Here is a 12,195-nt window from a genome sequence, read left to right as displayed (position 1 = left end):
TGCAGGGTGCGTAAAAGAGCGGTTCGCCTGCCGCCGATCCGGTGGCGCACTACCGCATCAGTGTTTTATGTAATTAACAACAGAAGCCACGAAAATACTATAAAGCATAATAAATCGCTATTTAGTTTTTTATACTAAACAACCGGCGCACCCGGTTCTTTACCTGCCCGCTCCAGCTCCAGCAAAAACGCCTTAACCGGCAGGCCACCGGCAAAGCCGGTCAGTTTGCCGTTGCTGCCAATGACGCGGTGGCATGGAGCCATAATAGAGAGCGGGTTTTTGCCGTTGGCAGCCCCCACCGCGCGTACGGCTTTGGGATGCCCAATCTGCTCGGCTATCTGCCGGTAGCTGCGCGTCTCTCCAAATGGGATGGTCAGCAGGGCGGCCCATACCTTTTGCTGGAACGGCGTGCCGGACGGGTCGTAGCTCAGGGTAAAACGCTGCCGGGTGCCGGCAAAATACTCCTGCAGCTGACGCTCCGCCTCGCACAGCACCGGGTGCGACTCGTTACGTGACAGCGGCGTCAGCGGCACGCGCTGCGATCCTTCATTTTCCCACAGCACGGCTGCCAGGCCTTTATCGCTGGCAATCAGCGTCAGCTCGCCGACCGGCGTCACGATGGTTTTAGTATGGTACATAACAGATCTCCACAGTGGATGACTCCCGACTATTATTGCATTAATCGCGCCGCAAACTGGCTGTTTTCGGACAGGCACATAAACTGATTAGCTGTCCGAAAGCAGCGTGTTTCCGCACCCGGACTGCGCCATGATGCCCTTTATTTACCGGAGAAGACGATGCTTGATCCTGAAATTGCTTACCAGGCGCTGACGTCGCGCGACAGTCGCTTTGACGGGCTGCTCTACGTGGGCGTAACCTCAACCGGTATTTACTGTCGTCCTGTCTGTCCGGTGCGCAAACCGCTGCTGAAAAACTGCCGCTTTTTTCATAACGCAGAAGCAGCGGAAAAGGCGCGCTTTCGCCCGTGCCTGCGCTGCCGCCCGGAGCTGGCGCCGGGATTTGCGCCGGTAGATAACCATCACCGCATTGCCGATCGTCTGATCCGTCGCGTTGAAGAGGGCATGCTGGAGGAGCAGACCTCGCTGGCAGATATTGCCGGTGAGTTCTTTCTGAGTGAACGTCAGCTGCGGCGCGTTATTCAGCAGGAGCTGGGCGTTTCGCCGCTGGAGCTGCGTCAGACGCGGCGTATGCTGCTGGCCAAACAGCTGCTGACCGAAACCGCGCTGCCCGTAACGGAGATCGCTTACGCCAGCGGCTTTCGCAGCCTGCGCCGCTTTAATGATGTGTTTCAGGCGCGCTATCACATGACGCCTTCCGCGCTGCGTAAGCGGAGCCAGCCGGAAGGCGCTGCGCTGCCACAGCAGAGCGCCACCCTGCAGCTGAGCTACCGTCCACCCTATGACTGGGCGGCGATGCTGGAGTTTCTTGAAGCGCACGTCATGAAGCAGGCTGAGTGGGTGGCCGATGGCGCTTATCACCGCACCGTCGCGCTGGGCGGCTGTCGCGGCTGGGTGCGCGTCAGCGCCCTGCCCGATAAGCATGCGCTGCAGGTTGAGTTCACTACCACACTGACGCCGGTGCTGCCTGCCCTGCTGCGCCGGCTGCGCGATCTGTTCGATCTGGATGCTCAGCCGCAGGCGGTGAGCGAGCTACTGGGCCGCGATCCGCTGCTGGCAGAGAGCCTGGCGCGCCACCCGGGCCTGCGCGTGCCCGGCGCGTTCGATGCGTTTGAGTTAAGCGTGCGCGCGATTCTCGGCCAGCAGGTTACGGTAAAAGCGGCTGTAACGCTCAGCAGCCGTCTGACGGAGCGCTTTGGCGAGCCGCTGGAGACGCCCTGGCCAGCGCTCTCCCGCCTCTCTCCGGACGCGGCCACGCTGGCAGCAGCAACGGTCGATGATATTGCGGTGCTCGGCATAGTCAGCGCCCGTTCAAATGCGATTATCGCACTGGCCCACGCCTGCGCCAGCGGCGCGCTGCGCTTTAACGGATCTCTGCCGCCGGATACTGTACAGCAGCAGCTGCTGGCGCTGAAGGGGGTCGGCCCGTGGACCGCCAGCTATATCGCCATGCGGGCACTACGCTGGCCTGATGCTTTCCCGAAAGAGGATATCGCTATCCGTAATAATCTCGGTGGCGTAACGGCCAGAGAGGCAGAGCAGCTATCGCAGGTCTGGCGGCCATGGCGCAGCTATGCCGTGCAGCATATCTGGAAAAGCCTGATGCCCGAAAAAGCCTCCCGGAAAAAGCCGGCACGGTAGCGGCCAGGGCGCCATAAATGGCGCCCCTGCGGATAGATGGGCATATTCCGTCAACGCAAACGCATTACCGCTCCTCATACCCGTAGGGGTCGCATTAATGCGACCCTGGTGTATTAATGCGCGTCTGTGGGGGGGCATTACCGTACTGCGGAAAACGAAAAAAGCGCCCGTTGGGCGCTTTTTTCTGAATCTGGTGGGTCGTGCAGGATTCGAACCTGCGACCAATTGATTAAAAGTCAACTGCTCTACCAACTGAGCTAACGACCCGCTGTGGAAGCGGCTTACAACTTTAAACTTGATGGTGGGTCGTGCAGGATTCGAACCTGCGACCAATTGATTAAAAGTCAACTGCTCTACCAACTGAGCTAACGACCCATCAAGGTTGTGAAGCTAACTGAAGAACCCGCCTGAACCTGTGGTTGAGATGGTGGGTCGTGCAGGATTCGAACCTGCGACCAATTGATTAAAAGTCAACTGCTCTACCAACTGAGCTAACGACCCATCTTCAGCGTCGCCGATACGCATTTACATATGTCCCGGCAACGGCGGCATATATTACTGATTTAGCGGGAGGGCGCAACCCTTATTTTCCCGCAGATAGCTCAACTGCTTACCTTTCAGGCGGCAAGACCAGAAATCAGGCGAAATCTGGTCTTTTTCGTACAAATTACAATCCGGCCAGCCGCTTTTGCGCCTGCTTTGCTGACTCACTATCCGGGAACTGCTTGATCACCTGCTGATAAACCGCTTTGGCTTTTGCCGTGTCTTTTTTATCCTGCATGATCACGCCAACCTTAAACAGCGCTTCCGCCGCTTTCGGTGATTTGGGATAGTTCTTCACCACCGAGGCAAAATAGTAAGCCGCATCGTCCTTCTTGCCTTTGTTGTAATGCAGCTGCCCCAGCCAGTAGTTGGCATTTGGCTGATAGGTAGAGTCAGGATACTTCTTCACCCATGCCTGCAGTGCAGAGATAGCCTGATCGTACTGCTTCTTCTCCAGAATCAGCGCGACGGCAGCGTTGTAATCGGTATTTGCATCGCCGGTTTGTGCAGGTGCGGCAGCCGTATTACTGCTACCCGCATCAGCGTTTCCCGCTGCGGCACCGGCAGCATCAGCGTTACCGCCGCTCTGTGCAGCGGACTGGCTGCTGCTTAACGTGTCGAGCTGCTGGTAAAGCTGCTTCTGACGCTCAACCGCCTGGTTAAGCTGATAGCTGTTCTGCTGGATCTGCCCGCGCAGGGAATCGATGTCGCTCTGATTATCGCTCATCTGCTGCTGTAACTGCTGCAGCAGCTGCGCCTGAGCATTGGAGATACGTTCAAGAGTGGTGACACGGTCTTCGACCGAGCCTGAGCCAACGCTACTGATTGACGCCTGGGCATTAGCGGCCCAGGGGGCCGCTACGCCAACCAGTAACGACAGACCCGCAAGGGATAGTCTGAAGTTACTAATCATATGATTCTCTTAGTAAACCAGTACGGCACGACGGTTTTTAGCATACGCTGATTCGTCATGGCCCAGTACGGCTGGTTTCTCTTTACCGTAAGATACGATAGACATCTGATCGGCAGAGACGCCTTTGCCCTGCAGATACATTTTCACTGCGTTAGCACGACGCTCGCCCAGCGCGATGTTGTACTCTGGCGTGCCACGCTCATCCGCATGACCTTCGATAGTCACTTTGTAAGACGGGTTGCCGCGCAGGAAAGCTGCGTGCTGATCCAGCATCTGAGCATAGTCAGACTGCACGTCATACTTGTCCAGACCGAAGTAAACGATGTTGTTCTGCTGCAGCTGCTGCATCTGCAGACGCGCCTGCTCGTCAGAAGACATGTTGCCGCCGTTCATGCCAGCGCCAGAGCCCGCACCGTACGCACCATCAGCACCCATACCGGACTGATCGTTGTTGTTGTTTTTGTGTGAGCTACAAGCAGCGACTGCAATCACTGGCAGAGCCAGCATTAAACCCTTCAGCATTTTGTTCAGTTGCATTTCTTTATCCTATTATTTTGTTTGCCATACATTGACTCCCCCGCCGACGAGGCAAGGGAGCGATGCATCACAGATACGGCGACCAGGCAGGTGATTTTACCTGTCCATCAGTTGCCGGAAGACGCGCTTTGAAACGCCCGTCAGTTGAAACCAGCTGCAGCACGGATCCCATCCCCTGAGTAGAGCTGTAGATAACCATGGTGCCGTTTGGTGCCAGACTTGGCGTTTCATCCAGGAACGTGTCCGTTAACGTCTGAACGGCTCCCGTTTCCAGATCCTGTTTGGCGACGTGCTGCGCGCCACCGGCGCTGCTGATCATCACCATGGTTTTACCGTCGGTCGACACATCCGCATCCTGGTTCTGTTTGCCTTCCCAGGTAATACGCTGTGGCGCGCCGCCGTTAACACCGACTTTATAAATCTGCGGTGCACCCGCCTGATCCGAGGTATACGCCAGGGTCTGGCTATCCGGGAACCAGGTTGGCTCAGTGCTGTTATAGCGGCCGTCTGTTACCTGACGGATCTGACCTGAGCCCAGGTCCATTACATAGAGATTCAGGCTGCCCGTTTTAGAGAGGGCGAAAGCCAGCTTAGAACCATCCGGTGAGAACGATGGTGCACCGTTGTGACGCGGGAAGGAGGCAACCTGACGAATAGCGCCATTTGCCAGCGTCTGGATCACCAGCGCTGATTTGCCACTCTCAAACGTAACGTAGGCCAGTTTGCTGCCGTCAGGTGACCAGGCCGGTGACATCAGCGGCTGCGGTGAACGGTGTACCACAAACTGGTTGTAACCATCGTAGTCAGACACGCGCAGCTCATACGGGAACTGGCCGCCGTTGGTCTGCACAACATAAGCGATACGGGTGCGGAATGCGCCTTTAATGCCGGTCAGCTTCTCAAAGACTTCGTCACTGGCGGTATGCGCCGCATAGCGCAGCCACTGTTTTGTTACTTTGAAGGAGTTTTGTGCCAGTACGCTGCCCGGTGCACCACCGGTGTCGACCAGCTGATAGGCGACCTGATAGCTGCCATCGGCGTTAGGTGAGACCTGACCGACCACCACGGCATCAATACCCAGCGCGCTCCATGCGGCAGGCTGAACTTCCTGCGCACTGCCGGGCTGCTGCGGCAGACGTGAGCGATCCAGCGGATTGAATTTACCACTGTTGCGCACGTCAGCTGCCACAATACCGCCGACATCTTCTGGCGCCGCGCCAGGTCCGGCCCATTTAAACGGTACTACACCAATCGGACGGGCAGTGTTAACGCCCTGCGTAATTTCAATGCGTACTTCTGCGTGCAGCACAGCGGCCCACAGCAGTACAAAAAAACCTAAGGTTACACGAAGTGCCTGCTTCATCTTATCTCCCTTACCTGAACCTGAGTTCACGATAATTCGCACAGTTCCTGAAAAAACACGAGTATTTTATAGAATACGGCAAGCTAACCTTAGTTCAACCTGCCGTACGTTACTGCATTATTGCGGCCTGAAACGCATTGGTGCGTTTTTAAACACTTCATACACCGCCTGCGAAGGTGGCTTAGGAATACGCGCCTGCTTCGCAGCGGCAATGGCAGCCTGGCAAAGTGCCGGATCGCCCCCTTCCGATTTCACATCAATCAGCAGCCCATCGGGTGCCAGCTTAATACGTAAATCGCAGCTCTTACCGCGATAGAGATCGGCATCATAGAAGCGGCTTTGGATGGCGCTGGTGATCTGGCCCAGATAGGCGTTGACCTCAGCACCCGATGCACCCGCTTTCTTCTGATTGCCCTGCCCTGCTGCACCACCGCCGCCGGCTGCAGCGCCACTCTTCGGCGCGTTTTTACCGGAGGAGAGGCCGCCCAGCAGATCGTCAACATCGCTTTCGCCCTGCGCGGCTTCAGCAGCAGCCTTTTTCTTCGCGTCCGCGGCTGCTTTGGCTTTCGCCGCTGCATCTGCTTTTGCTTTAGCGGCTGCATCCGCTTTCGCTTTGGCAGCGGCGTCTGCTTTCGCTTTTGCCTCAGCGGCCGCCTTCTCTTTAGCCGCTTCAGCTGCTTTCTCTTTAGCAGCTTCCGCAGCTTTCTCCTTCGCCGCCTCTGCTGCTTTCTCTTTGGCTTCCTGCGCAGCTTTGGCTTTCGCCTCTGCCGCTGCTTTAGCTTTGGCATCGGCCGCTGCCTGCGCTTTCGCTTCCGCCTGCGCTTTGGCTTTCGCCTCAGCTGCCGCTTTCGCCTGCTCTGCCGCTTTCTCTTTTGCAGCATCCGCTGCCGCTGCTTTCGCCTGCTCTTCTGCCTGTTTCTTCGCCTCGGCAGCAGCCTGCTTCGCTTCAGCCGCTGCGGTTGCTTTCGCTTCTGCTGCTGCTTTAGCGCGCGCGTCTGCTTCTGCTTTCGCATCCGCTTTCGCCTGTGCGGCAGCGGCTTCAGCCGCTTTTTGCTGCTCCTGAGCCTGCTTTGCAGCCGTTTCGGCCGCTTTCTGCTGCTCAGCCTGCTGTTTAGCCTGCTCTTTCGCTTCCTGCTGCGCCTGCAGCCGCTCTTTTTCCAGCGCTTTCAGACGCTGCTGCTCAGCGGCCTGTTTTTGCTGTAGCTCTTCTGCCTGCTGCTGCGCCTGCTTTTTCCGCTGCTGTTCTGCACGCTGGCTGTCGCTCTGCTGATTTTGCTGACGATTATATTGTTCAACCACAGCACCGGGATCGACCATGACGGCATCAATATCGCTACCGCCGCCACCGCCGCTCGCTTCAATATGTTCGTTGAACGAGCTCCAGATCAGCAGCGCAATGAGCACGATGTGCAGCGCCACCGAAACGATGATTGCGCGTTTCAACTTCTGGTTCTGTTCGGTTGCCTTCGACACTCTCGGTTCCCAAAAACAAGTCGCGTTAAATCGGCTGCGTCATCAGACCGACTGATTTGACGCCAGCCTGATGAAGCAGGTTCAGCGCTTTAATGATTTCGTCGTAAGGCACATCTTTGGCCCCGCCAATCAGAAACACGGTTTTAGGATTGGCTTCAATACGACGCTGCGCTTCACTCACAACCTGCTCCGGCGGCAGCTGGGTCATACGATCGTGATCCACCACCAGGCTATATTGTCCTACACCGGCCACTTCAACAATCACCGGTGGATTATCATCGCTGGCAACCGTTTTAGAGTCAGTGGCGTCCGGCAGATCAACTTCCACGCTCTGCGTAATGATTGGCGCGGTTGCCATAAAGATAAGCAGCAGCACCAGCAGTACATCGAGCAGCGGAACAATGTTGATTTCCGACTTAAGATCGCGGCGTCCGCGACCACGGGTTCTGGCCATCGTAAACCTCGACTTACTTCGTATTGTCGCTAGAGAAAGCCTGACGATGCAGGATAGCCGTGAACTCTTCCATAAAGTTATCGTAACCCTGCTCCAGCTTGTTAACGCGCTGGTTCAGACGGTTATAGGCCATGACCGCCGGGATCGCGGCAAACAGGCCGATCGCAGTGGCGATCAGCGCTTCTGCGATACCCGGTGCCACCATCTGCAGCGTGGCCTGCTTGACTGCGCCCAGCGCGATGAAAGCGTGCATGATCCCCCATACGGTACCAAACAGACCGATATAGGGACTGATTGAACCCACGGTGCCGAGGAAAGGAATGTGGGTTTCCAGCGCTTCCAGCTCGCGGTTCATGGAGATACGCATAGCACGGCTTGCCCCCTCAACCACCGCTTCCGGCGCATGGCTGTTTACGCGGTGCAGGCGGGCAAACTCTTTGAAGCCGGCGTAGAAAATTTGTTCAGATCCGCCCAGCTCATCACGGCGTCCCTGGCTCTCCTGATAGAGACGCGAGAGTTCGATACCGGACCAGAACTTATCTTCAAACGCGTCCGCTTCGCGCCCTGCCGCATTCAGAATGCGCGTACGCTGGATAATGATTGCCCAGGAGGCAATAGAAAAGCCGATCAAAATCAACATGATAAGTTTGACCAGAAGGCTCGCCTTCAGGAACAAATCAAGAACATTCATGTCAGTCACTGCTTGAACTCCGCGACAATAGACTTGGGAAGCGCAATCGGCTTCATCAGGTGTGGGTTAATGCAGGCGATCAGGACATCCGCCTCGTTGAGCACCCTGCCTTCAGCATTGACGATACGCTGGGTGAAGGTCATGGTTGCGCGGGTCATTGAGGTCACTTCGGTCTGTATCTCCAGAAGGTCGTCAAGGCGAGCCGCGGCGATGAACTCCACCGTCATGCGCCGTACCACAAATGCGACCTGCTCTTCTAACAGGACGTGTTGATTGAAATGGCGCTGACGCAGCATTTCGGTACGTGCTCGTTCATAAAAAGCAAGATAGCTGGCGTGGTAAACCACACCTCCGGCATCGGTATCTTCATAGTAGACCCGCACCGGCCAGCGAAACAGCGTTGTACTCACTCTACATCCCGGTCTCATTTTTAAACGTTGCTACTATACGCAAGAGCGATCCGCTTGGGAATGGTCCGCCAGAGCCAGAAGAAAATAATTATCTGACGGTAACAACCAGAAGGAATTACTCAACATTTCCTGACCTGATGCTGACAAAAGTCCTGGTCTGCAGTCAGGCGAGTGTGCCGTTAACAGGCACAAAAAAAGGGCCCGTCCGGACCCCTTTATTACCCCATGCTACCGGCCAGCATGCTGACCGATCAGGCGTTGTCATCCTGTGCACGGTTTGCATCTCTCTGCTCCAGCGCCAGGGCGGTGATCACACCTAATGCGCAGGCCAGCAGCGTGCCGAGGATCCAGGCAAAATACCACATGCAAAAGCTCCTTAATCAGTAGAGAGAGTGCGTGTTGCGTTCAATATCATCTTGGGTAATGCGACCGAACATTTTGTAGTAGCACCAGCTGGTGTAGGCCAGAATGATCGGCACAAAGATGAGTGCGGCGATGGTCATAATCTTCAGCGTCAGCAGGCTGGAGGTGGCATCCCAGAGGGTCAGGCTGCTACCCGGCACGGTGCTGGAGGGCATGATAAACGGGAACAGCGCAATACCGGCGGTCATGATGACGCAGGCCAGCGTCAGGGAAGAGAAGATGAATGCCCAGGCGCCCCGCTCGCCGCGCGAACAAAGTAGTGTAAGCAGCGGCAGAACAGCGCCCAGCAGCGGAAACGCCCACAGCAGCGGCATCTGCTCAAAATTACGCAGCCAGGCACCCGCCTCGCGCACCACCTCTTTGCCCAGTGGATTAGAGGCTGCGTGGTGATCGATAACGCTTTTCACTACATAGCCGTCAAGGCCATATTTTACCCACAAGCCCGCCAGCACAAAGGCGATGAGCATCACCAGCGCCCCCGCCTGCGCCGCGCTGCGCGCACGTAAATGCAGCTCACCGCAGGTGCGCATCTGCAGATAGGTGGCGCCCTGGGTCAGGATCATCGCCACGCTGATGACTCCCGCCAGCAGGCCAAATGGATTGAGCAGCTGGAAGAAATTGCCGGTATAGAACAGACGCAGATAGCTATCTGCATGAAACGGCACCCCCTGCAGCAGATTGCCAAAGGCAACGCCTATCACCAGCGGCGGAACAAAACTGCCGGCAAAGATGCCCCAGTCCCACACGGCACGCCAGCGCCTGTCTTCAATTTTGGATCGATAATCAAAACCCACCGGGCGAAAAAAGAGCGAGGCGAGCACCAGAATCATGGCGACATAGAAACCAGAGAAAGCGGCGGCATAGACCATGGGCCAGGCGGCAAACAGCGCACCGCCAGCCGTGATCAGCCAGACCTGATTGCCGTCCCAGTGCGGTGCAATCGTGTTGATCATAATACGGCGCTCGGTGTCGCTGCGTCCGAGCACGGGCGTCAGCATACCGACCCCCATATCAAAACCGTCCGCCACGGCAAAGCCGATCAGCAGTATGCCAATCAGCAGCCACCAGACAAAACGTAACACTTCGTAGTCAAACATGGTTGCTCTCCTTTAGCCGCGCTCTGGCTGCGTAGCGTTCTGCACTGATTCATTGTGATAGCGGCCGGTTTTCAGGCTGCCCGGCCCCAGGCGGGCAAACCGGAACATCAGATACATCTCTGCCACCAGAAACAGCGTGTAGAGTCCGCAAATCAGCGTCATCGAAAACAGCACGTCTCCCACGGTCAGCGAAGAGTTCGCTACGGCGGTGGGTAACACTTCACCGATTGCCCACGGCTGACGCCCGTACTCCGCAACAAACCAGCCCGCCTCAATAGCGATCCACGGCAGCGGAATGCCATACAGTGCGGCTTTCAGCAGCCAGCGCTGCTGACCGATCCGGTCGCGGACTACGCTCCAGAATGAGAGGGCAATAATCGCCAGCAACAGCGCGCCGCACAGCACCATGATACGGAAGGCAAAATAGAGCGGCGCCACGCGCGGAATGGCGTCTTTCACCGCCTGTTGTATCTGCGCTTCGCTGGCATCGGTGACCGTCGGGGTGTAGCGCTTAAGCAGCAGGCCGTAGCCAAGATCCTGCTTGCTGGCTTCAAACGCGCGGCGGACTTCCGGGTCCTGATTGCCGCTGCGCAGCGCATTGAGCAGGCCATACGCTTTGATGCCGTTACGGATCCGCACCTCATGCTGCGCCTGCAGTTCTTTCAGGCCGGTAACGGGTTTATCCACTGAGCGCGTGGCGATAAGGCCAAGCAGATACGGAATCTGAATCGCATATTTGTTCTCCTGCGTCTCCTGATTCGGTATACCAAATAGCGTAAAGGCGGCGGGTGCCGGCTGGGTCTCCCACTCCGCCTCGATTGCAGCCAGTTTGGTTTTCTGGACATCCCCCATCTCGTAGCCCGACTCATCGCCGAGTACAATCACCGAGAGCACCGCCGCCATGCCAAAACTGGCCGCAATGGCAAAGGAGCGGCGGGCAAACGCCACATCACGCCCTTTAAGCAGATACCAGCCGCTGATCCCCAGAACAAACATGGCGCCAGCGGTATAGCCCGCTGCCACGGTATGCACAAATTTCACCTGTGCGACCGGGTTAAGCACCAGCTCTGAAAAGCTCAGCATTTCCATACGCATGGTTTCAGCGTTGAATGCTGCGGCGATGGGATTTTGCATCCAGCCATTGGCCACCAGGATCCAGAGCGCAGAGAGGTTGGATCCCAGCGCCACCAGCCAGGTGACCGCCAGATGCTGAACTTTGCCCAGCCGATCCCAGCCAAAGAAAAACAGCCCGACAAAGGTGGATTCAAGAAAGAACGCCATTAATCCTTCGATGGCCAGCGGCGCCCCGAAAATATCGCCGACGTAGTGGGAGTAATAGGACCAGTTAGTGCCGAACTGGAACTCCATGGTAAGTCCGGTGGCCACGCCCAGCGCAAAGTTGATGCCAAACAACTTGCCCCAGAATTTGGTCATATCTTTATAAATCTGTTTGCCCGACAGCACGTAGACGGTTTCCATGATCGCCAGCAGAAACGCCATACCCAGCGTTAATGGTACGAACAGAAAGTGGTACATCGCCGTCAGGGCAAACTGTAAGCGCGACAGCTCGACAATATCTAACATGAGAACTCCTTGCTCTTCGCATGCCGCTGTGTTGCCGGACGGTAAACGGCGCAACAGCGTGCAGGAACGGCTGATTATTAATTCCGGTTTTATTACCCGCAGATAGCGCAATCCGCGGCCCGAAATGAGCGAGTAATAGTGGTGATAATTCCCTGAAAATATCGCCTCACATTTCTGTCATGCAGGCGTCAGCGTCAGATGCCACAATATTGATCCGGGGGCATACGACTCAGACGGCTGTTATCCGTGGCAAAACTGTGATTTGATGCAGCGCAATTTATACCGGCCGGGTTGTTTTTAGCCAGCAGTAAAGTTTGCTATAACACGCTATTATTTGATCTGGATTAAGATATAAAGTTTACGAATATGTAGCCTGAAAGAGTTGTTAAAGCGGGTGATGCTGCCAACTTACTGATTTAGTGTATGAT

At 56.3% G+C, this 12,195-nt stretch carries 12 protein-coding genes and 3 tRNA genes; 1 reads left to right on the top strand and 14 read right to left on the bottom strand.

Annotated features, from left to right (window positions below; all coding sequences use genetic code 11):
• Nucleotides 1–134 precede the first annotated feature (134 nt).
• Nucleotides 135–638, bottom strand: coding sequence for a methylated-DNA--[protein]-cysteine S-methyltransferase (locus LAC65_RS04710; RefSeq protein ID WP_039383258.1), 504 nt, complete (start codon nt 636–638; stop codon nt 135–137).
• Between the two features lie 159 nt (nt 639–797).
• Between LAC65_RS04710 and LAC65_RS04705 the strand changes: the two genes are divergently transcribed.
• Nucleotides 798–2,279, top strand: a complete 1,482-nt coding sequence (locus LAC65_RS04705) for an AlkA N-terminal domain-containing protein (RefSeq protein WP_039383254.1) — start codon at nt 798–800, stop codon at nt 2,277–2,279.
• 191 nt (nt 2,280–2,470) lie between these two features.
• Here the strand turns inward: LAC65_RS04705 and LAC65_RS04700 are convergent.
• The 13 genes from LAC65_RS04700 to cydA form a co-directional block, all read right to left on the bottom strand.
• Nucleotides 2,471–2,546 (bottom strand) — tRNA-Lys (locus LAC65_RS04700).
• A 32-nt stretch (nt 2,547–2,578) separates the two neighbouring features.
• Nucleotides 2,579–2,654 (bottom strand) — tRNA-Lys (locus tag LAC65_RS04695).
• A 50-nt stretch (nt 2,655–2,704) separates the two neighbouring features.
• A tRNA-Lys gene (locus LAC65_RS04690) sits at nt 2,705–2,780 on the bottom strand.
• Nucleotides 2,781–2,946: 166 nt separating this feature from the next.
• A complete protein-coding gene (gene cpoB, locus LAC65_RS04685; protein ID WP_039383252.1) occupies nt 2,947–3,735 on the bottom strand; it encodes a cell division protein CpoB in 789 nt (262 codons plus the stop codon).
• Between the two features lie 9 nt (nt 3,736–3,744).
• On the bottom strand, nt 3,745–4,272 hold the full coding sequence (gene pal / locus LAC65_RS04680; RefSeq protein ID WP_039383250.1) for a peptidoglycan-associated lipoprotein Pal: 528 nt from the start codon (nt 4,270–4,272) through the stop codon (nt 3,745–3,747).
• A gap of 67 nt (nt 4,273–4,339) precedes the next feature.
• Nucleotides 4,340–5,635 (bottom strand): Tol-Pal system beta propeller repeat protein TolB, encoded by a 1,296-nt coding sequence (gene tolB / locus LAC65_RS04675; protein ID WP_039383247.1) that lies wholly within the window; start codon nt 5,633–5,635, stop codon nt 4,340–4,342.
• 117 nt (nt 5,636–5,752) lie between these two features.
• Complete coding sequence (gene tolA, locus LAC65_RS04670) at nt 5,753–7,108, bottom strand: cell envelope integrity protein TolA (protein WP_039383246.1); 1,356 nt, start codon at nt 7,106–7,108, stop codon at nt 5,753–5,755.
• Between the two features lie 25 nt (nt 7,109–7,133).
• Complete coding sequence (tolR, locus tag LAC65_RS04665) at nt 7,134–7,562, bottom strand: colicin uptake protein TolR (RefSeq protein WP_039383244.1); 429 nt, start codon at nt 7,560–7,562, stop codon at nt 7,134–7,136.
• A gap of 13 nt (nt 7,563–7,575) precedes the next feature.
• Complete coding sequence (gene tolQ / locus LAC65_RS04660; RefSeq protein WP_039383242.1) at nt 7,576–8,262, bottom strand: Tol-Pal system protein TolQ; 687 nt, start codon at nt 8,260–8,262, stop codon at nt 7,576–7,578.
• Nucleotides 8,259–8,663 carry a tol-pal system-associated acyl-CoA thioesterase gene (gene ybgC / locus LAC65_RS04655; RefSeq protein WP_039383240.1) on the bottom strand — a complete coding sequence of 135 codons (405 nt, stop codon included), beginning with the start codon at nt 8,661–8,663 and terminating at the stop codon, nt 8,259–8,261. The genes tolQ and ybgC overlap by 4 nt, the downstream gene beginning before the upstream one ends.
• 251 nt (nt 8,664–8,914) lie before the next feature.
• On the bottom strand, nt 8,915–9,028 hold the full coding sequence (gene cydX, locus LAC65_RS04650; protein WP_071668990.1) for a cytochrome bd-I oxidase subunit CydX: 114 nt from the start codon (nt 9,026–9,028) through the stop codon (nt 8,915–8,917).
• Nucleotides 9,029–9,043: 15 nt separating this feature from the next.
• Nucleotides 9,044–10,183 (bottom strand): cytochrome d ubiquinol oxidase subunit II, encoded by a 1,140-nt coding sequence (gene cydB, locus LAC65_RS04645; RefSeq protein ID WP_039383238.1) that lies wholly within the window; start codon nt 10,181–10,183, stop codon nt 9,044–9,046.
• Between the two features lie 12 nt (nt 10,184–10,195).
• Nucleotides 10,196–11,767 (bottom strand): cytochrome ubiquinol oxidase subunit I, encoded by a 1,572-nt coding sequence (cydA, locus tag LAC65_RS04640; protein ID WP_039383237.1) that lies wholly within the window; start codon nt 11,765–11,767, stop codon nt 10,196–10,198.
• Nucleotides 11,768–12,195: the final 428 nt, after the last annotated feature.

The organism is Pantoea eucrina (assembly GCF_020079945.1).
Classification (GTDB): Bacteria; Pseudomonadota; Gammaproteobacteria; order Enterobacterales; family Enterobacteriaceae; genus Pantoea; species Pantoea eucrina.
Note: the sequence above shows the minus strand (reverse complement) of the source record. Positions and strands in the feature narration are given on the sequence as shown.